The organism is Collinsella aerofaciens, assembly GCF_040910245.1.
Classification (GTDB): domain Bacteria; phylum Actinomycetota; class Coriobacteriia; order Coriobacteriales; family Coriobacteriaceae; genus Collinsella.
Genome location: NZ_JBDGAY010000002.1, coordinates 153,805 through 174,043, shown reverse-complemented (window position 1 = coordinate 174,043; position 20,239 = coordinate 153,805). Strand labels below are relative to the sequence as shown.

At 62.5% G+C, this 20,239-nt stretch carries 22 protein-coding genes and 1 tRNA gene; all 23 read left to right on the top strand.

Annotated features, from left to right (window positions below; translation table 11 throughout):
• Positions 1-135 precede the first annotated feature (135 nt).
• The 23 genes from AB5Z20_RS01655 (at position 136) to AB5Z20_RS01545 (ending at position 20,235) form a co-directional block, all read left to right on the top strand.
• Complete coding sequence (locus AB5Z20_RS01655; RefSeq protein WP_368156059.1) at positions 136-2,169, top strand: ABC-F family ATP-binding cassette domain-containing protein; 2,034 nt, start codon at positions 136-138, stop codon at positions 2,167-2,169.
• Positions 2,156-2,452 carry a hypothetical protein gene (locus AB5Z20_RS01650; protein WP_168170409.1) on the top strand — a complete coding sequence of 99 codons (297 nt, stop codon included), beginning with the start codon at positions 2,156-2,158 and terminating at the stop codon, positions 2,450-2,452. The genes AB5Z20_RS01655 and AB5Z20_RS01650 overlap by 14 nt, the downstream gene beginning before the upstream one ends.
• A gap of 9 nt (positions 2,453-2,461) precedes the next feature.
• A complete protein-coding gene (locus tag AB5Z20_RS01645; protein ID WP_368156058.1) occupies positions 2,462-3,145 on the top strand; it encodes a site-2 protease family protein in 684 nt (227 codons plus the stop codon).
• Between the two features lie 84 nt (positions 3,146-3,229).
• The gene (locus tag AB5Z20_RS01640) at positions 3,230-4,042 is read left to right on the top strand and encodes a ScpA family protein (protein ID WP_368156057.1); all 813 of its coding nucleotides are present in this window, start codon (positions 3,230-3,232) and stop codon (positions 4,040-4,042) included.
• A gap of 12 nt (positions 4,043-4,054) precedes the next feature.
• Positions 4,055-4,783, top strand: a complete 729-nt coding sequence (scpB, locus tag AB5Z20_RS01635) for an SMC-Scp complex subunit ScpB (RefSeq protein ID WP_368156056.1) — start codon at positions 4,055-4,057, stop codon at positions 4,781-4,783.
• Positions 4,770-5,741 (top strand): pseudouridine synthase, encoded by a 972-nt coding sequence (locus AB5Z20_RS01630; RefSeq protein ID WP_368156055.1) that lies wholly within the window; start codon positions 4,770-4,772, stop codon positions 5,739-5,741. The genes scpB and AB5Z20_RS01630 overlap by 14 nt, the downstream gene beginning before the upstream one ends.
• A gap of 66 nt (positions 5,742-5,807) precedes the next feature.
• On the top strand, positions 5,808-6,494 hold the full coding sequence (gene cmk, locus AB5Z20_RS01625) for a (d)CMP kinase (protein WP_368156054.1): 687 nt from the start codon (positions 5,808-5,810) through the stop codon (positions 6,492-6,494).
• Positions 6,495-6,497: 3 nt separating this feature from the next.
• Entirely contained in the window at positions 6,498-7,226 is a 729-nt protein-coding gene (locus AB5Z20_RS01620; protein ID WP_368156053.1) for a lysophospholipid acyltransferase family protein, read from the top strand.
• A 2-nt stretch (positions 7,227-7,228) separates the two neighbouring features.
• A complete protein-coding gene (locus tag AB5Z20_RS01615; RefSeq protein WP_368156052.1) occupies positions 7,229-8,128 on the top strand; it encodes a 4-hydroxy-3-methylbut-2-enyl diphosphate reductase in 900 nt (299 codons plus the stop codon).
• A 2-nt stretch (positions 8,129-8,130) separates the two neighbouring features.
• Positions 8,131-9,573, top strand: coding sequence for a DUF512 domain-containing protein (locus AB5Z20_RS01610; RefSeq protein WP_368156051.1), 1,443 nt, complete (start codon positions 8,131-8,133; stop codon positions 9,571-9,573).
• 10 nt (positions 9,574-9,583) lie between these two features.
• Positions 9,584-10,918 (top strand): ribosome biogenesis GTPase Der, encoded by a 1,335-nt coding sequence (gene der, locus AB5Z20_RS01605; RefSeq protein WP_368156050.1) that lies wholly within the window; start codon positions 9,584-9,586, stop codon positions 10,916-10,918.
• Positions 10,911-11,594, top strand: coding sequence for a glycerol-3-phosphate 1-O-acyltransferase PlsY (gene plsY, locus AB5Z20_RS01600; RefSeq protein WP_368156049.1), 684 nt, complete (start codon positions 10,911-10,913; stop codon positions 11,592-11,594). The genes der and plsY overlap by 8 nt, the downstream gene beginning before the upstream one ends.
• A 9-nt stretch (positions 11,595-11,603) precedes the next feature.
• On the top strand, positions 11,604-12,611 hold the full coding sequence (locus AB5Z20_RS01595; protein ID WP_368156048.1) for an NAD(P)H-dependent glycerol-3-phosphate dehydrogenase: 1,008 nt from the start codon (positions 11,604-11,606) through the stop codon (positions 12,609-12,611).
• A gap of 18 nt (positions 12,612-12,629) precedes the next feature.
• Positions 12,630-13,301 (top strand): ribulose-phosphate 3-epimerase, encoded by a 672-nt coding sequence (gene rpe / locus AB5Z20_RS01590; RefSeq protein ID WP_368156047.1) that lies wholly within the window; start codon positions 12,630-12,632, stop codon positions 13,299-13,301.
• A 6-nt stretch (positions 13,302-13,307) separates the two neighbouring features.
• Positions 13,308-14,486 carry a cysteine desulfurase family protein gene (locus tag AB5Z20_RS01585; protein WP_368156046.1) on the top strand — a complete coding sequence of 393 codons (1,179 nt, stop codon included), beginning with the start codon at positions 13,308-13,310 and terminating at the stop codon, positions 14,484-14,486.
• On the top strand, positions 14,483-15,292 hold the full coding sequence (locus tag AB5Z20_RS01580) for a Nif3-like dinuclear metal center hexameric protein (protein ID WP_368156045.1): 810 nt from the start codon (positions 14,483-14,485) through the stop codon (positions 15,290-15,292). The genes AB5Z20_RS01585 and AB5Z20_RS01580 overlap by 4 nt, the downstream gene beginning before the upstream one ends.
• Complete coding sequence (locus AB5Z20_RS01575; RefSeq protein WP_368156044.1) at positions 15,289-16,008, top strand: zinc ribbon domain-containing protein; 720 nt, start codon at positions 15,289-15,291, stop codon at positions 16,006-16,008. Before AB5Z20_RS01580 ends, AB5Z20_RS01575 begins: the two co-directional genes overlap by 4 nt.
• A gap of 2 nt (positions 16,009-16,010) precedes the next feature.
• The gene (gene coaBC / locus AB5Z20_RS01570) at positions 16,011-17,225 is read left to right on the top strand and encodes a bifunctional phosphopantothenoylcysteine decarboxylase/phosphopantothenate--cysteine ligase CoaBC (protein WP_368156043.1); all 1,215 of its coding nucleotides are present in this window, start codon (positions 16,011-16,013) and stop codon (positions 17,223-17,225) included.
• Between the two features lie 80 nt (positions 17,226-17,305).
• Positions 17,306-17,382, top strand: a tRNA-Pro gene (locus AB5Z20_RS01565).
• Between the two features lie 193 nt (positions 17,383-17,575).
• On the top strand, positions 17,576-18,280 hold the full coding sequence (locus tag AB5Z20_RS01560; protein ID WP_349090008.1) for a CDP-alcohol phosphatidyltransferase family protein: 705 nt from the start codon (positions 17,576-17,578) through the stop codon (positions 18,278-18,280).
• Between the two features lie 65 nt (positions 18,281-18,345).
• Positions 18,346-18,780, top strand: a complete 435-nt coding sequence (locus AB5Z20_RS01555; RefSeq protein ID WP_368156042.1) for an FHA domain-containing protein — start codon at positions 18,346-18,348, stop codon at positions 18,778-18,780.
• A 3-nt stretch (positions 18,781-18,783) separates the two neighbouring features.
• Entirely contained in the window at positions 18,784-19,668 is an 885-nt protein-coding gene (gene ftsR, locus AB5Z20_RS01550; RefSeq protein ID WP_368156041.1) for a transcriptional regulator FtsR, read from the top strand.
• Between the two features lie 36 nt (positions 19,669-19,704).
• Positions 19,705-20,235 carry an adenine phosphoribosyltransferase gene (locus AB5Z20_RS01545; RefSeq protein ID WP_195233681.1) on the top strand — a complete coding sequence of 177 codons (531 nt, stop codon included), beginning with the start codon at positions 19,705-19,707 and terminating at the stop codon, positions 20,233-20,235.
• Positions 20,236-20,239 lie beyond the last annotated feature (4 nt).

Here is a 20,239-nt window from a genome sequence, read left to right as displayed (position 1 = left end):
AGCTGGGAGAGCGCTTGACTGGCAGTCAAGAGGTCAGGGGTTCGATCCCCCTCGTCTCCACCCGAGCATTGAATGAGGCTCCAACGCAAGTTGGGGCCTTTTTTCATATAGGCACACAAGGTCAAAGGCGGCACCATGATCCTCCTGGTCGACAAGATCGAAAAAAGCTTCGGCGCGCGCGTCCTCTTTAGCGGCGCGTCCTTCCAGATCAACCCCGGCGAGCGCTTTGCGCTCGTTGGACCCAATGGCGCCGGCAAAACCACCATGCTCAAGATCATCATGGGCATCGACAGCCCCGACGCCGGTCAGATCCAGTACGCCAAGGACTGCCAGGTGGGCTACCTAGAGCAGGAAACCAACCTAGAGCAAAAGGACACCACCATCCTTGCCGAGGTCATGGCCGCCGCCAAGGAAATCCGCCGCATGGGCGAACGCGCCAACGAGCTACAAGCCCAGATCACCGAGCTCTCCGAACAGGGGAAGGACGTCGACGCGCTCCTCAACGAGTACGGCCAGGTCCAGGACCGCTTTGAGCACCTGGGCGGCTACGAGCTCGAGAGCAACGCCCGTAAAATCCTGTCCGGCCTGGGTTTCAAGGTTACCGACTTTGAGCGCCCGTGCTCCGAGTTCTCGGGCGGCTGGCAGATGCGCATTGCGCTTGCCAAGCTCTTCCTGCGCCACCCCGACTTGCTGCTTCTGGACGAGCCCACCAACCACCTGGACCTCGAGAGCGTCCAGTGGCTGCGCGGCTTTATTGCCAACTACGACGGCGCCGTCCTCATCGTCAGCCACGACCGCGCCTTCATGGACGCCTGCGTCGACCACGTGGCCGCGCTCGAAAACCGCCGCGTGACCACCTACACTGGCAACTACAGCAGCTACCTCAAGCAGCGCGAGGACAACCTGGAGCAGATGCGCGCCAAGCGCGCCGCCCAGGAGCGCGACATCGCCCACATGCAGGTCTTCGTCGACAAGTTCCGCTACAAGCCCACCAAGGCCGCCCAGGCCCAGGAGCGCATCCGCAAGATCGAGCAAATCAAAAAGGAGCTCGTCATCCTGCCAGAAGGCCACAAGCACATCGACTTTAAGTTCCCTGACCCGCCGCGCTCCGGCGACATGGTCGTGGGGCTCGAGGGCGTCTCTAAGTCCTACGGCAACAAGCACATCTACAGCGACATCGACCTCAAGCTCTACCGCGGCGAGCACGTGGCACTCGTCGGCCCCAACGGCGCCGGCAAGTCAACGCTCATGAAGATCCTCGCCGGCCTGGAGCCACCCACCACCGGCACCCGCGATCTGGGCACCAACGTGGGTGTGGCCTACTACGCCCAGCACGCACTCGAGGGCATGACCGAGTCCAACACCGTCCTGCAAGAGATCGACACCGTTACGCCCAAGTGGACTGTGCCGCAGCAGCGCAGCCTGCTGGGCGCCTTCCTGTTTAGCGACAACGATTCCATCGAGAAGCAGGTCCGCGTCCTCTCCGGCGGCGAAAAGGCGCGTCTGGCGCTCGCCAAGATGCTTGTGGCCCCCGAGGCGCTCCTGTGCCTGGACGAGCCCACCAACCACCTGGACATCGACTCGGTGGATATGCTCGAGAACGCCCTGCAAAACTTCCCCGGCACCATCGTGCTGATCAGCCACGACGAGCACCTGGTACGCGCCGTTGCCAACCGCATCATTGACATCCGCGACGGCAAGGTCACGGTCTACGACGGCGACTACGACTACTACCTCTACAAGCGCGAGGACCTCGCAGCCCGCGCCGCCGCCGAGGCGTCCACGGAGAGCGTGCCTGCCGCGGCCAAGTCCACCAAAGCCAGCGCCGGCCAGGCCGACACCCCCGCCGCCGCACCCAAGCCTGCCGAGGGCAAAAAGACCAAGGAGCAAAAGCGCGCCGAGGCCCAGGCCCGCGCCGCGCTCAACAAAAAACTCAAGGGCGTGCGTAACCAGCTCAAGAAGATCGAGACGGAGCTCGACAAAAAGCGTGCCCGCTATGACGAGCTTATGGAATTGATGGCAAGCGAAGAGCTTTATGCCGATCAGGACAAGTTCAACGCCGCGCTGGGGGAATATAACGGGCTTAAGCAAGAGCTGCCCAAGCTCGAGGACGAATGGCTGGAGCTTTCCACCCAGATCGAAGAGGAGACCGCGCGTGAACTCTCGTAAGGCCGCTGCCGTGGCGATGAGCATCATCGCCATTGCTTGTCGCATCTGCGGCATCTTTATGAGCGCGATGACCGTGCTGCTGTGCTTTAGCGGCCTCACCGCCAAGTTGCAGATCGTGGGCTTTGTCGTTGAGCTTTCGCGCGCGCTTCCGAGCGCTATCGCCGGCTACGGCGTCATCACGTCGCCTTTTGGCGGTGTGTTCCGCCTGGATTATGCTATCGTCGCTGTGATCCTGTTTGTAATTGACTACCTGCTCACGCGCGCCTCGCGCCGCGTCCGCTAGGGGAGCGTTATGTCCAGCAGCTACATCATGAACCTGCTCGCCAGTGCCGTTGCCGTCATCGTTGGCATCGTGATCCACGAGAGCGCGCACGCCGCCGCAGCCTGGGCGCTCGGCGACAAAACGGCTCGCTCGCGCGGCCGCGTCTCGCTCAACCCGCTCAACCATATCGACCCGTTTGGCACCATCATCCTGCCGCTGCTCATGCTCGCAGCCGGTGGCCCGGTGTTCGCCTTCGCCAAACCCGTACCCGTCTACCTCAACAACCTCAAGCACCCCAAGCGCGACGAGGTCCTGGTGAGCGTAGCCGGCCCCGCATCGAACATCGCACTCGCGTGTCTTGCTGCCGCCCTCATGCGCCTGACCTATGGCAACCTCTACACCAGCATATCCTTTGCCGTGGCATCGCAGATCATGAACTTCGGCGCCACGTTCATCGTGGTCAACCTGTCGCTTGCGTTCTTCAACCTCATCCCGATCCCGCCGCTCGACGGCTCGTCGATCATCGTGCCCTTCCTCAAGGGCAAGGCGCTCAACAACTACTACCATCTGCAGCAATATGCTATGCCCATCCTCATCCTGGTGCTGTACCTGCTGCCCATGTGGACCGGCATCGACGTGATCGGCCGGTATTTCGACGTTACCGTGTATCCGCTTGCTGAGCAGCTGCTCAACTTCGCAATCGCCGGCATCTAAGGTAAACTTACAGGTCGACCGTGCAAAACGGTCGCAACATGCACCCAAACCGCGCCGCGAAGGCGCCGTCAAAGGAGGTCGAAGATGTCGTATCGCGTGTCGACGCAGGTCTACAGCGGACCGTTCGACCTACTGCTGCAGCTGGTAACCCGCCAAAAAGTAGATATCGGCGCCATCTCTATCAGCGAGGTGGCCGAGCAATACCTTGCCGAGGCCGAGCGCATCGAGGCGCTAGACCTGGACGTGGCGAGCGACTTTTTGCTGGTGGCGGCAACCCTTTTGGACATCAAGGCTGCCTCTCTGGTGCCGCAGGAGGCCCCGAGCAAAGTCGATGACGACGATGACGAGTTCGACGAAGACCTCGAGGAGCTCAGCGCGCTCGACGGCGACGCCCTGCGCGAGGTCCTGATCCAGCGCCTAATTGCCTACAAGCAGTTTAAGGGCGCGGCGGCAGCCCTCGGTGCCCGCATGCAGGCCGAAAGCCGCATGCATCCGCGCGTGGCCGGCCCCGACCCCGAGTTTTTGGGCCTAATGCCCGACTATCTGGCCGGCATTACCCTGCGCGGCCTCGCCGTCATCTGCGCCGACTTGGACGGCAAGCGCCAGACCTTTCTGCTGGAGGCCGAGCACGTGGCACCCCATCGCGTGCCGCTCGACCTGACCGTGGCCTCGGTCGACCGCTTTACCACGACGCACCAAACCTGCACCTTCCGCGAGCTGTTGGACGGCGACGCCACCACCGAGCAGCTCGTCGTCACCTTCCTGGCCATGCTCGAGCTCGCCAAGCGCGGCTCGCTCACGCTGAGCCAGGACGAGATCTTTGGAACCATTCAAATCAACCGCGTCGAGGGCGCCGAGGCATACGTGCCCGGCGAGGGCCCCGAGCTCACCGAATAGGAGCGACCAACCATGTCAACCCTTTCCACGCTGGAGGCAAACAGCCTCAAAGGCGCCCTCGAGGCACTGCTGCTGGTGTCGAGCGACCCGGTGAGTGCGCCCGCGCTGGCCGGCGCACTGGATATCGCCCCCGGCGAGTGCGCGTCGCTGCTCGCCGAGCTCAAGGTTGAGTACGAGGAGGCCAACCGTGGCTTTCAGCTGCGCGAGGTCGCCGGCGGCTGGCGCCTGTTTACGCACCCCGCCTACCACGATGTGGTCGAGGCTTACGTGCTGAGCTGGGATACGCAAAAGTTGTCGCAAGCGGCGCTCGAAACCTTAGCCGTGATCGCCTACCACCAGCCTGTGACGCGCGAGGTGGTCAAGGGCATCCGCGGCGTCAACTCCGACGGCGTCATCGCGTCGCTCGTCGACAAGGGTCTGGTGCGCGAGCTCGGCCGCGACCCCCAGCGCGGTCAGGCCATCATCTACGGCACGACCAACACCTTCTTGGAAAAGTTCGGCCTGCGCTCCACCCGCGACCTGCCCGATCTGGAGCAGTTTGCCCCCGACGAGCAGTCGCGCCAGTTTATCCGCGAGCGCTTGAGCGGCCGCAGCATTCAGTCCACGCTGGAGGAGCAAGCCGAGGATCTGGATGAAGAGCGCGAACTGCTCGATACCGATGTTGAAGATGTTGAGGCAGTCGAGGAAGAGGACACCCTGATCGTCGACGAGACCTCGGAGGATTTGCATGACGAGGACTAACGAAGTAGGGGAGACGTGCACCGCAAGCGCCACGGACGCCACAACGCCCGCGGGCGACGCCCAGCACGTCTATCCGCACACCATGCGCCTGCAGCGCTTTTTGGCGCGCGCGGGCGTGGCGAGCCGCCGTGGCTCGGAGGACCTGATGACCGCCGGCCGCGTGACCGTTAACGACCAGGTCGCGACCGAACTGGGCACCAAGGTCGATGTCGACCATGATCACATTGAGGTCGACGGCATGCCCGTCAAGCTCAACCAGGGCGCCGTGTACCTGATGCTCTACAAACCGACCGGCTACCTCACCACTATGAGCGACCCGCAGGAGCGCCCTTGTGTGGCCGATCTGGTCCCCCGCGACCGCTTTCCGGGACTGTTCCCGGTGGGCCGCCTGGACCGTGACACCACGGGCCTTTTGCTCTTTACCACCGACGGCGACCTGTCACAGGACCTGCTGCACCCCAGCAAGCATGTCTATAAGACCTACCAGGCACTCGTGGACGGGCAGCTGACCGAACGCGATCTAGACCCGCTCCGCCATGGCATCGAGCTCGACGACGGCCTATGCCAGCCGGCAATCTGCCGCGTCATCACCGCACGCGAGGCCGAGGCCGTGGCGCCACAGGGCGTCAAGCCCGGCACCACCGCCGTCGAGGTCATCATCCGCGAGGGTCGCAAGAATCAGGTTAAGCGCATGCTGAGCAAGATTCACCACCCGGTAATCCGTCTGCATCGCTGCAACTTTGCCGGCCTTGAGCTCGAGGGCGTGGCCAAAGGCTCGTGGCGCGAGCTCACCGACCGCGAGGTGCAGATCCTCAAAAGCGGTGGCATCCCTCCCAAGCAGGCCAGCGCCATGCGCGGTGACAAGCCCCAGGAAACCCCCGCCAGCCGCACGCGTCATCACGGCAGCCACGGCTCCGCGCCAAAGCGCAACACCTACCGCGAGCGCTACACGGGCTAGGCAACCCGCCGCGCCCCAACGCCCGCGAACCATACCAGCACGCCAACCATCGAAAGGAAGCATTGCATGATCGTCGCCATCGACGGCCCCGCCGGTTCCGGCAAGTCCACCATCGCCAAGGAGATCGCCCGCCAGCTGGGCTTTAACAAGCTCGACACGGGCGCCATGTATCGCGCCGTCACCTTCGCCGCGCTCGACCGCGGCATCGATCTGGATAACGAGGCGGCCATCGACGCCCTCGCCGAGCAGATCGAGATCCGCTTTACCAACGGCACCGGCGAGGACACGCGCCTGACCATCGACGGCCAGGACGCTTCGGCTGCCATTCGCACCCCGCAGGTCGACGCCAACGTGTCCAAGGTCTCGGCCTACCCGGGCGTGCGCGCCGCCATGCTCATCCATCAGCGCCGTGCCGCAGAGGACCGCGATATCGTGGCCGAGGGTCGCGACATCGGAACCGTCGTGTTCCCCAACGCGCAGGTCAAGGTCTTCCTGACCGCCGACCCGCGCGAGCGCGCCCGCCGCCGCGTGCTGCAGCGTCACCAAAACGACGCCCAGCCGCTCACATCCGAGCTGCTCGAGGCCGAGGTCGACGAGACCCTCGACGCCCTTAAGCAGCGCGACAAGCTCGACAGCAGCCGCGAGGTCGCCCCGCTCGTGCCCGCCGAGGACGCCGTGCACGTCGACTCCACCGCTCACACCATCGACGAGGTCGTTCGTATCATCGAGGACCTCATCAACCAAAGGAGGTAGCTCATGCGCCTGTTTAAGCAGACGCCAGAGGACTATTACAACGCCCCCTACGCCGAGTTCCCGGCGCTCATCCGCGGCACCGTCGTCGTGGTTATGGTCATCCTTTGGGCCTTCTCCAAGCTCATGTGGCGTTGGAAGGTCGAGGATGCCGATCTGCTGTTTGAGCGCCAGGACGGCCGCGGCAGCGTGGTCATCTGCAACCACACCTCGATGGCCGAGCTCTTGGCCGTGGAGACGGCGCTGTTCTTTGGGGGGCGCCGCATTCGTCCCATCTTTAAGTCCGAGTTCGCCAAGAGCAAGATTGTGCGCTGGGCCTTTAGCCGCGTTGGCGGCATCCCCGTGGAGCGTGGTACTGCCGATATGAAGTGCCTGCGCGCCGCCCAGCATGCGCTGCAGCGCGGCGAGGACGTCCTGATCTTCCCCGAGGGCACGCGCATCCGCTCGCGCGAGATCAAACCCGAGGTCCACGGCGGTTTTGCGCTCATCGCCCAGATGGGCAAGGCGCCCGTCAACCCGCTCGCCATCTGCGGCTGGTCCGACATCACGCCCGCGGGCAAAAAGATCATGCGTCCCAAGAAGTGCTGGATCCGCGCCGGCAAGGCCGTCTCGCTTTCCGACGCACCGGCTGGGCTTAAGCGCACGGAGCGCCTGGAATGGTTTGAGTCCGAGGCCATGAGCCGCGTCTACGCCATGCGAGACGACCTGTGCGCCGAGCATCCGGGCAGGTTCTAGCCATGAGTGAAAACGTGACGAACACTGCCGCGACTGCGTCCGACCAGGACGGCGCGCCCATCATCGAGATTGCAGCCCACGCCGGCACTTGCTACGGCGTACAGCGCGCGCTCGACATGGCGCTGGCAGCCGCGCCGCAGGCAGGGGAGAGCACTCAGGTCCATACCTTGGGTCCGCTCATCCATAACCCCATCGTGGTACGCGAGCTCGCTGAGGCAGGCGTTGGCTTGGCCGAGAACCTGGACGACGCATCGTCGGGTACCGTGATCATCCGCGCCCACGGCGTGGTGCCACAGGTGATCGATACTGCCCGCAAGCGCGATCTCAACGTGGTCGACGCCACCTGCCCTTACGTCAAGAAGGTCCACGTGGCCGCCGAGCGGCTGGTGCGCGAGGGCTATCGCGTACTCGTCGTGGGTGAGCCGGGCCATCCCGAGGTCGAGGGCATTCTGGGTCACGCCGGCGATGATGCGCAGGTCGTGAGCTGTGCCGCCGACGCCAACGCCTTGTCGCTCAAGGGCAAGGTAGGCCTGGTTGTGCAGACCACCCAGACCGCGCAGAACCTCGCCGAGGTCGTGGCAGCTATCACCCCGCACGTGCAGGAGCTGCGTGTGATCAACACCATCTGCGCCGCCACGAGTGAGCGTCAACAGGCGGCAGCCACACTTGCCAACCGCTGCGACTGCATGGTCGTGGTGGGCGGCAAGAACTCGGGCAACACCCGCCGCCTGGCGCAGATTTGCGCAGACGCCTGCGAGTGCACGTATCACATCGAGGAAGCTTCCGAGCTCCAGGCCGCGTGGTTTACCGACGCTCACCACATCGGCATCACCGCCGGCGCTTCCACCCCGCAAGAACACATCGAACGCGCCGTTGCGCGCATCAAGGAGCTTTGCCGCTAATCATGGACCAGACCGTACCCGCATACGCCGCCGAGGTGGCCGATTACGGGCGCAGCCGCGACCCCGAGCCGGGTGAGGGCGCGCTCGTTAAGAACGTGCGTCCCGAGTCGCCCGCATGGGATGTGGGCATCGAGCCGGGCATGCGCGTGCTCACGGTCAATGGCGAGCAGCTCACCGACATGATTGTGTGGCTCTGGGAGGCCGACGATGATACCGTCGACCTGGAGGTTTTCGATCCGCGCGACAACACCGTCACCTCCGTCGAGCTCGACCGCTTCCCAGGAGAGGACTGGGGCCTTGAGTTCGATGGCCCTATCTTCGATGGCATGCGCACCTGTGTGAACGCCTGCGTGTTCTGCTTTATGACGATGCTCCCCAAGGGCGGCCGCTCCACGCTCTATATTCGCGATGACGACTATCGCCTAAGCTTTTTGCAGGGCAACTTTGTCACGCTCACGAACCTCACCGACGAGGACGTGCAAAACGTCATCCAACGCAACATGAGCCCCATGAACGTGTCGGTCCACGCCGTAAGCCCCGACGTCCGCCGCCGCATGATGGGCCGCAACGCCCAGCGCGGCATGGATGTGCTCGAGGCCATCATGGCCGCCGGCATAGAGATTCATGCGCAGATCGTGTTGTGCCCCGGCATGAACGACGGCGAGGAGCTGGAAAAGACCCTGCGCTTTTGCGAGGAGCACGAGCAAATCACCAGCCTGGGCATTGTGCCGCTCGGTTTTACCAAGCATCAGAACCGTTTTAGCTGGTCCTACAGCGACAAACCCGAGCTAGCGCGCGAGACCATCGCCATGATTCGACCGTTCCAGGACCGCGCCTATGAGCGCTTTGGCCGCCACACCTTCCAGATGAGCGACGAGTTCTATCTGGACGCCGGCATCGATCCTCCCGAGGCAGACTTTTACGACGGTTACCCGCAGTACTACGACGGCATTGGCATGATCCGCTCGTATCTGGACGAGACCGACGACGTGCTTGCCGCCGACGCCGAGCGTCTGGCCCGCGTCCGCGAGGCCATCGACGCCCGCAGCCAACACCTGCTGTGCCTCTCGGGCGCCAGCGCACGCGACACCGTGGCGCGCTTTGTGGAGTCGCCGTATGGTCTCGCCGGCACCGTCACAGCCATCAAGAACCGCTACTTTGGCGGCAACGTGGACGTGACCGGCCTCATCGTCGCGTGTGACATTCTGGAGCAGCTGCCCCAAGATCTGTCGGGGGTTATGCTCTTTGTGCCTAAGCTCATGTTCAACGCTGACGGCATGACGCTTGACGAGTATCATCGTGACGATTTACTCGCAAGCCTTACCAGTCGCGGCGCCGAGGTTCATGTGGTGTCGACCATGCCGCATGAGCTGCTCGATACCCTGGAGCGCATCCTTGGCATTGTGCCCGCAGACTCTAACACTTCCACTGACCCTACCCATTAAAGGAGAGCAGATGAAACCTATCGTCGCCGTCGTCGGACGCCCCAACGTGGGCAAGTCCACGCTCGTTAACCGCCTGGCCCAGACCTCGGACGCCATCGTCCACGAGTCCCGCGGCGTCACGCGCGACCGCTCGTACCACACGGCCGATTGGAACGGCCGCGAGTTCACCATCGTCGACACGGGCGGCATCGAACCGCTCAAGAGCGATGACGTGTTTGCCACGTCCATCCGCGACCAGGCGCTCGCCGCCGCCGAGGAAGCCGCCGTCATCCTGTTTGTGGTCGACGGCCGCACCGGCGTCACCGAGGAGGACGAGTCGGTCGCCCGCATGCTCAAGCGCTGCGACAAGCCGGTCTTTCTGCTGGTTAACAAGCTCGACAACCCCGATCGCGAGAACGACAGCATCTGGGAGTTCTATTCGCTCGGCATCGGTGAGCCCACGCCGCTCTCGGCTCTGCATGGCCACGGCACGGGCGACCTGCTCGACGACATCGTGGCCTTGCTCCCCGAGGAAGAGGACGAGGTCGCCGACGAGTTCCCCGATGCACTGAATGTGGCCATCATCGGCCGCCCCAACGCCGGTAAGTCGTCGCTGTTCAACCGCATCCTGGGTGCCGACCGCTCCATCGTGTCCAATATCGCCGGCACCACGCGCGACGCCATCGATACCGTCGTCGAGCGCAACGGCAAGCATTACCGCATGGTCGACACCGCGGGCATTCGCAAGAAGAGCACCGTATACGAGAACATCGAGTACTACTCCATGGTCCGCGGCCTGCGCGCCATCGATCGCGCCGACGTGGCGCTGCTTGTCGTCGACGCCTCCGTGGGCGTTACCGAGCAGGACCAGAAGGTCATGGGCTTGGCCATCGAGCGCGGCTGCGCCATCGTCGTGCTGCTCAACAAGTGGGACCTGCTCGACGACGACCGCAAGCGCGAGGCCTGCATGGAGACCGTCGACCGCCGTCTGGGCGTCATGGCTCCCTGGGCCCAGTACCTGCGCATCTCTGCTCTGACCGGCCGCAGCATCGAAAAGATCTGGGGCATGGTCGATGCCGCCGAGAAGACGCGTTCGCAAAAGATCAGCACCTCGCGCCTTAACACATTCCTCACCGACCTGCGCGAGTTTGGCCACACCGTGGTGGACGGCAAGCGCCGCCTGCGCATGCACTACGTGACCCAGACGGGCGTCAACCCGCCGACGTTCACGTTCTTCGTCAACCACAGCGACCTGGTCAACGACACCTACCAGCGCTACGTGGAAAACCGCATGCGCTCGACCTTCGATTTTGCCGGTACGCCCATTCGACTCTTCTTTAGGAAGAAGGAGCAAAAGGATGCTTAATCCGATTCTGCAGACCGCCATCTGCGCCGTGGTTTCGTTCTTTATCGGAGCGATTCCGTTTGGCCTGATCCTGGGCCGCGTGTTCAACCACACGGACATTCGCAAGGCGGGCTCCGGCAACATCGGCACCACCAACGCCCTGCGTGTAGCCGGCCCCAAGGTCGCGGCGCTCACGCTACTGCTCGACTGCCTTAAGGGCGCTATCTGCGTCCTTATCGCCCGTCCGCTCATCGCGAGCGTGGGCTATGGCTTCCCTGTGAGCATCATGGCTCCCGGTGCCGCCGGCGACTGGATGCTCGGCGTCATTTGCCTGGCTGCCGTGTGGGGACATATCTTCTCGCCCTACCTCAACTTCCACGGCGGTAAGGGTATCGCCGTGGGCCTGGGCGTAATTCTTGCCTGGTACTGGCCCATTGGCCTATCGCTGCTGGGCATGTTTATCGTGGCCGTCGCCATCACCAAGTTCGTGTCGGTGGGCTCGCTCGCCGCTGCCATCGGACTTCCCATCGCTGCCTGCGCGGTCTTTCCGTACAGCAGCCTGGGCCTCAAGTTTTGCATGGCGCTAATCGGCATCACCGTGGTGTGGGCCCATCGCGCGAACATCAAAAAGCTCATGACCGGTAAGGAGTCCAAGCTCTCGTTTACCAAGCGCGTCACCGAGCCCGACGATAAGTAGGAGAGAGTCATGAATGTTGCGCTGATTGGCTCCGGCTCCTGGGGAACCGCCGTCGCTGGCCTTGCCGCCGCGCGAGCCGAGCGCGTGATCATGTGCGCCCATAGCGAGCAGACGGCCGCCGGCATTAACGGCGAGCATCGCAACCCCCGCTATCTGGTGGACTACGTGCTGCCGGAAAACGTTGTCGCCACGACGAATCTGGCCCAGGCGCTCGACGGCGCGGAGGCCATCATCTTTGCCGTGCCTTCGACGCACCTGCGTGGCGTTTGCCACCAGGCGGCGCCGTTCATCGCGGACGAGACGCCGGTTCTGTGCCTCACCAAGGGCATCGAGCCCGAGTCCGGCCTGCTCATGAGCGAGGTCATCGCCAGCGAGATCGGCAACGAGTCGCGCGTGGCGGCGCTCTCCGGCCCCAACCATGCCGAGGAGATCTGCCGCGGCGGGCTTTCGGCCGCCGTCATCGCCAGCGAAGATCCGCAGATAGGGGAGACCTTTAAGAACCTGCTCCTATCCACGGCCTTCCGCATCTACCTGTCGCAGGACATGACGGGCGTCGAGGTCTGCGGCGCCATGAAAAACGTCATCGCCATCGTGTGCGGCATCTCTGCCGGTACCGGCGCGGGCGATAACACGCTCGCCCTCATCATGACGCGCGGTCTGGCCGAGATCAGCCGCCTGGTACACGCCCGCGGCGGTCAAGCCATGACCTGCATGGGGCTTGCCGGCATGGGTGACCTCATTGCCACCTGCACCTCCGAGCATTCGCGCAACCGCACCTTTGGCTTCGAGTTTGCCCACGGCGTGTCGCTCGACGAGTATCAGGAGCGCACGCATATGGTGGTCGAGGGTGCCGTCGCGGCCCGCAGCGTCAGCGAGCTCGCCCGTTCACTGGGCGTAGACATTCCGCTCACCTTTGCCGTGGAGCAAACGCTCTACAACGGTGTTACTTTGGATAGAGCGCTCGAAATTCTCACCGATCGCGTCCCCTCTCAAGAGTTCTACGGACTCGCCGACTAGCGCAGAAAGGCTACTACCATGGGTTCTATCAAAATCGCTCCGTCCGTCCTTTCGGCCGACATGGCCAACCTCAAGGGCGAGCTCGACAAGATCGCCGGTGCCGACTACGTGCACTTCGACGTCATGGACGGTCACTTTACCGGCAACCTGACCTTTGGCGTTGACATCCTTAGGGCCGTCAAGCGCTCCACCGATGTTCCGGTCGATGCGCACCTGATGGTGTCGAACCCCGACGAGACGGTCGATTGGTACGCCGACGCCGGTGCCGACATGATCACCGTGCACTACGAGGCTTCCACGCATCTGCACCGCACGCTCACCCATCTGCAGCAGCGCGGCGTCAAGGCCGGCGTGGTGCTCAACCCCGCCACGCCCGTCTGCGTGCTCGAAAGCATCATCGACGTTGTCGACATGGTGCTGCTCATGAGCGTGAACCCCGGCTTTGGCGGCCAGAGCTTTATCCCGGGCACCATTGCAAAGCTGCATGAGCTTACGACCATGAGTGAGCGCCACGGCGTTTCGCCCCTCATCGAGGTCGACGGCGGTATCTCTTCCAAGAACATCGCCGAGGTCGTTAAGGCTGGCGCAAATGTCCTGGTGGCCGGTTCCGCCGTATTTAAGTCCGAAGATCCCGCTGCTGAGGTTGCGCTGCTGCAGAAGCTGGGCAACGAGGCCGCACAGGAGGCATAAAACCTTATGACCGCAGGTCAAAACCGCATACCCGTGAATCTTGACTATGCCGCCTCGACGCCCATGCGCGCCGAGGCGCTCCTTGCGCAGCGCGAATATGACGACAGCGAGCTTGCCGGCGTCAACCCCAACTCGCTGCATTCGCTCGGCCGCAAGGCCGCCGCGCGCCTGGAGGTGGCACGTCGCGAGATTGCCCGTAGCTTTGGCGCGCGCGTTCGCCCGTCCGAGATCATCCTTACCAACGGCGGCACCGAGGCCAACCAGCTGGCGCTCCTCGGTCTTGCCGAGGGCGCTCGTCAGCGCGACCGCAAGCGCGGGCGCGTGATCGTATCTGCCATCGAGCACGATTCGATCCTGGACAACCTGCCGCTGCTGCGCGCTGCCGGCTTTACCGTCGACCTAGTGCAGCCCTGCCGTGCGGGCTACATCGAGCTTGCCGCGCTGAGCGACTTGCTCGGCGACGACGTCGCGCTCGTGAGTATCATGGTCGCCAACAACGAGACCGGCGTGGTGCAGCCTATCCGCGAGCTTGCCGCGGCTGCGCACACCGCAGGCGCCCTGTTCCACACCGATGCCATCCAGGGCTATCTGCATATTCCGCTCGATGCCGCCGAGCTGGGTGTCGACGCAATGTCCGTTGCCGCGCATAAGATCGGCGGCCCTGTGGCATCCGGTGCGCTCTACCTTAAGAACCGCACGCCGCTGCGCCCCCGAATCTTTGGCGGCGGACAGGAAGCCGGACGACGTGCCGGCACGCAGGACCTGCGCACGCAGCTCGCCTTTGCCGCTGCCGCCTGCACGCTGACGCCCCATGTGGCCGAGGAGCGTGAGAAGCTGCAAGCCCTTTCCGACAAGCTCTACGCCACGCTTACGGCCCATCCGCGCATTCACGCCACGATGGGCGACTATGCGCATGCCGACCGTCTGCCCGGCATGGTATCGATCTACATTGACGGCATGGACTCCGAGGAGCTCATCATCAAGCTCGACGCCGCCGGCTTTGAGGTGTCGGCAGGCTCGGCATGCTCGAGCGGCAGCATGGACCCCAGCCACGTTTTGAGCGCGATGGGCATCGGTCGCGAGCAGGCGTTGGGCGCATTGCGCATCTCCTTCGATGACCGTGTGAATCCGGGCGATCTGGACGACTTTGCCCAGGCGCTGCTGTCGATCGTGGGTGCCGCATGATCGTCGCCGAACTCGAGCGCGCACTGCTGGCACGCTATCCCAAGACGGACGCCGAAGGTTGGGATCATGTAGGCTTATCCGTCGGCGACCCCGACGACGAGATCCGCGGCGTTGCCTGCGCGCTCGACGCGACCGAGGCCAACGTGCATCGCGCTCTCGAGGCCGGCGCCAACGTGTTGCTGACGCATCATCCCATCTATATCAAGGCGCCCGAGGCCTTTTGTCCGCCTAGCGCGATGCGTCCCCAGTGCAGTGCGGCGCTCTACGAGGCTGCCCGCTGCGGGGTGAGTATCATCTCGCTCCATACCAATCTGGACCGCTCGCACGAGGCGCGCGCCTGCCTAAGTGAGCTGTTGGACGCCGCGCCCGCAAGCTCGCTGGAGCACGTGGACGACCCCGAGTCAACCGGTCTGGGCGCGTTAGCAACGCTCAACGATCCGTGCACGCTGCGCGACCTTGCCACGCGCGCCGCCACGGCGTTTGGCAGCGACCCCCGTGTGTGGGGCGATGCCGAGCACCCGTGCCGCAACCTCGCCATTTTGGGCGGCTCCTTGGGCGACTTTGGAGAGCTCGCCATTGCCGCCGGTGCGGATGTTGTCGTGACGGGCGAGGCGGGCTACCACGTGGCGCAAGACCTTGCCTTGCGCGGGCTGCCAGTGGTTTTGCTCGGCCATGACCGCTCCGAGGAGCCGTTCGTTGATATATTGATGAACTCTGCAGTTGACGCCGGGGTCGACCCCCGTCATGCGATTAAAATACTGAAACCTTGCCAATGGTGGACTGTGACAAAAGGAGAGAACTTATGAGCGCCGGCGCTACGCTACTCAAGCTGCAACAGATCGATTTGGAGCTCGCCCGCAACAAGAGCGAACTTGCCAATATGCCGGAGCTCAAGGAGCTCGCTTCCAAGCGCAAGACCTATGTAAAGCTCAAGTCCGAGATGACCAAGCTCTACGCCCAGCGCAAGGATCTGGACATTGAGCTCGACGACCTCAACACCACCGAGATCCAGACCAACAACGCCATCGAGGCCGCCAAGAAGCGCCACGTTGACGGCTCTGATTACCGCGAGGTGCAGGACCTGGAGAATGAGCTCGCCACCCTGGCCAAGCGTCTGGACAAGATCGTGCACACCCGCAAGGACGTCGTCGTCGCCCACAAGGAAGCGCTCGACCGCGAGGCTCGCGCGCAGGCCATCATCGCCAAGTTCGAGGAGGGTGTGAAGGCCGATACCAAGGCCGCCCGCGCCAAGGCCGCCGACCTCCAGGCCCAGATCGATGCCGCCACCAAGGAGCGCACCGCACTGGCCGCTACGCTTCCGACTGACGTGCTCACCGATTACGAGCGCCTGCTCAAGCAGTTCCGCGGCCTGGCAGTCGAGACCATCAAGGGTAACATCCCCACGGTCTGCCACACCGCGCTGCAGGCGTCGTCCATGAGCGACCTCAACCACGACGGTAGCGAGATCACGCACTGCCCGTACTGCCACCGCCTGCTCGTGCTCCCCAGCAAGGAAGCCTAACGATGACGGCAGCACCCAACAATTCAATGCAACTTGAGGGAAAAACGATCCTGCTGGGCATTACCGGCGGGATCGCCGCCTATAAGTCGTGCAATATCGTGCGCCTGCTGCAAAAGCGCGGCGCGCACGTCAAGGTCGTCATGAGTGAGCATGCCACCGAGTTTGTGGGCCCGCTCACCTTCCGTGCGCTCACCCACGAACCCGTTGCCGTGGGTCTGTTTGACGACCCCTCCGACCCCATCCACCACATTTCGCTGGCGCAGGAGCCCGATCTGGTGGTCATGGCGCCCGCGACGGCCAATATCATCGCCAAGATGGCAAACGGTATCGCCGACGACCTCATCTCCACCACGCTGCTTGCCACACCGCGACCCATCGTGGTCGCACCCGCCATGAACAACGGTATGTGGAAGGCGCCGGCGACGCAGGCCAATATGGCCACGCTGCGCGAGCGCGGTGTCCATGTGGTGGGGCCCGGCAGCGGCTACCTTGCCTGCGGTGACGTGGACACGGGACGCATGAGCGAGCCCGAGGACATCGTCGAGGCCGTCTGCGAGGAGCTCAACCCGGTACCTCAGGACCTTGCGGACAAGCACATCGTGATCACCGCCGGCCCCACGCACGAGCCGATCGATCCCGTACGTTTTATAGGCAACCGTTCATCGGGCAAGATGGGCATCGCCCTGGCGGGGGAGGCCGCACGCCGCGGAGCCGCCGTCACGCTCGTGCTGGGACCGACATCGATCGACGTTCCCTGCGGTGTGGAGTGCGTGCGCGTACAGACCGCCGCAGAAATGCTCCAGGCAGCGCTGAGCGCCTTCCAGACGGCCGATGCAGCCATTTGTGCCGCTGCCGTCGCCGACTACACGCCTGCGGCCCCGGCGGACCATAAACTCAAAAAGACCAACGAGCGCCTGGATCGAATCGAGCTCGTCGAGACCGTTGACATCTTGGCCGAGCTCTCACGCCAAAAGGGCGATCGCCGCGTGATCGGCTTTGCCGCCGAGACCGATAACGTCGTCGAGTACGCCGAGCGTAAATTGACCCGCAAGGGCTGCGATGCCATTATCGCCAACGATGTCTCGCGCGCCGATTCAGGCTTTGGAACCGATACCAACAAGGCCTGGATTGTGAGCACAGCGGGCACGCAAGAACTCCCCGTGCTAACAAAACCCCAGCTCGCAGATACAATTTTGGACTTGCTTCAAAATTTGTAAAAAAGTTCTTGCACAAGGACAAAGTTTCGGGTTAATATACTTCCTGTTGCGAGCGAGAGCAGAGCAACAAACAAAAGCTTCGGGACGTGGCGCAGCTTGGTAGCGCACTTGACTGGGGGTCAAGGGGTCGCTGGTTCGAATCCAGTCGTCCCGACCAGAAGTTTGCAGGTCAGGCACTAAGTGCCTGACCTTTTTTGTTAAGAATCAACAGATTAAGCAACGAAGAATCAACGACTGTTCCGCTCAATACCGTCCTCCATATGTCTGGACTCTCTACGCTTACGCTGGATAGACATCGCTAGAACGGGTATAGTATCGAAAGTTTTGTCGTTTACCAGCGGGGGAGTCCTGTGGGCATCAAGAAGAAGATCAAAAAGGAGCTTATCGGCACTTCCGATTACCCGTCGAATAAGATCTTCACGATCTCCAATTTCATTACCTTTACGCGCCTGGTCCTCACGCTCGTCTTTCTGTACCTGTTTGTGACGGACAACAACCGTGTCGTCGCCATTGTCATCTATGCTATTGCGGCCTCCACCGACTGGATGGACGGTCAGATTGCCCGCATGACCAAAACGGTCTCGTGGCTCGGCAAGGTTATGGACCCCATCTGCGACCGTGCACTGCTGTTTACCGGCGTGTTGGGCCTGGTAGTCCGCGGCGAGCTTCCCATCTGGGTCTGCGTGCTCATTATCGGCCGCGATATCTACCTGGGTATCGGCACGCTCATCGTGCGCCATTATCACCGTCGTCCCATCGATGTCGTCTTTCCCGGCAAGATTGCCACGGCGCTGCTCATGACCGGCTTCTCACTCATGCTGCTTGGGTTCCCCATCATAGACGGCTGGCATCTGCTGCCCGCCACGTTCACGGCATTCCCAGGCCTCAATGGCAGCTCGGTGCCCCTCGGCATCTTCTTTGTGTACGGCGGCGTGATCTTCTCCATGCTCACCGCTGTCATCTATTCCATTAAGGGAGGGGCGGCCATTAAACAGGCCATCGCGCATCCCGAGGACGAGGACACCGACTTTCTCAACCCCGAAATCGAAGACTGATTCATTGGGGTATGATTACGTACGGTTCATTCTTTGCGGCGTGGCCGCGTTAGATAGGGGTTGTCATGGACAACAAGGTTAACAATACGCCTCAGAACGATAAGACTGCGGACGCTACCTGCGTTTTCCGCGTTCCTTCGAGCGATGTCACCGTTCCCGACCTTATGGCCAACGTGCGCATCACCGCTCCTGTTCTGTCCATCGTCAAGGGACCGCAGACCGGAGCTGCCTTTGAGCTCGAGGACGACGTGACCACCATCGGCCGCGATCCCGCGAACGGCATCTTCCTCAACGACATGACCGTCTCGCGCAGCCACGCACGCATTATTCGTGAGGGCTTGGGCGCCCGTATTGAGGATCTGGGCTCGCTCAACGGCACCTGGGTTGACGGCGCCATCGTCAACGGTGCTCCGCTGCACGACGGCTCTTCCGTTCAGATCGGTACGTTCACGCTCATCTACCACGAGAGCACGCCGGAGCGCATCGAAACCGGTGAGTAGGTAATGGCCGAACGAAACTATCTGAGTATCGGCCAAGTCGTCAACCTTCTTCGAGGCGCATACCCCGATCTATCGAACTCAAAAATTAGATTTCTAGAAGATGAGGGGCTCATCACCCCTCATCGTACGCCTAAGGGCTATCGTCAGTACTCAAAGGAGGACGTTGACCGTCTCGAGGTCATCCTGCACTTGCAGAAGACCCGCTACATGCCGCTCAACGTCATTAAGCAGCGCTTGGAAAACGCAACGGACCTGTCCACTTTGGCTTACGAGGTGGGTCTTCTGTCCGATGTTCCGCTTAAGACGGAGCCCAAGGAGACCAAGCAAAAGCTGCATCCCATCGAGACTATTCCCGATATGCTCGGCGTCGAGATCTCGTTTATCCGCTCCCTTGCCGAGAACGATCTTATCCGCATCATCAAGAGCCCGCAGAACCGAGAGCTCGTCGATGGCCGAGATTTCCCGATTATCCGTTACTGCTCGGAGCTGTCGCGCTTCCATATTGAGCCGCGCAACCTACGACAGTACGTATCGTCGGCAAACCGCGAGTCTTCGATGTTTGAGCAGGTTCTCGTGAGTATGCTCGGCATGGATACCTCCGATGACGAGCGCGACGCCAAGCTCGAGCGCGCTTTTAAAAAGTTGCATGACCTCACCGAAGGTGTGCACACCGCGCTCCTTAAGAACCGTGTCTTTGAGTCGCTCAACGCCGTGGTCGAGGACGCTGACATCGATGCTCTCGATGAGGAGATCGCGCGTTCCGAATCCTCCAAGGCTAAAAGCGATGGGGCAAGCGTTCCCGCGGTTACCGCGCATGACGAGTCGCTTGTGCAGCCGTCCAAGGTCGTCGTCCCCTCGCATAGCTCGTCTGCTAACGCGGGTAAATAGCCGCCGTTCACCCGGCAATCCATGAAAGGTCACGCCATGTACGACTTCGAATCTCATATCGTCGATATCCCCGACTATCCCGAGCCCGGAGTCGTCTTTAAGGACATCACACCGCTCTTTGGCAATCCCGAGGCCCTGAAGGCCATGGTGGATGCCCTGGCTGAGCATTTTGCTGGCATGGGCATTACCAAGGTCGTAGGACCCGAGGCCCGCGGCTTTATGGTCGGTGTGCCCGTGGCCGTCGCCCTGGGTGCCGGCTTTGTTCCCGCACGTAAGCCGGGCAAACTGCCGCGCAAGACGGTAAGCGAGAGCTACGAGCTCGAGTATGGAACGGATTCTATCGAGATCCACGCCGATGCCATCAGCTCTAAAGATACCGTGTTGATTCTGGACGACTTGGTCGCGACGGGCGGAACCGTCGAGGCAACAGGTAAACTGGTGCGAGATATGGGCGCAAAGCTTGTGGGCTACGGTTGTATCCTTGAGCTTGCGTTTCTCAACCCGCGCAAGAAGCTCACGCCTTCTAACGAGGACGTTGAGCTCTTTAGCCTGGTAACGGTGGACTAGCCGC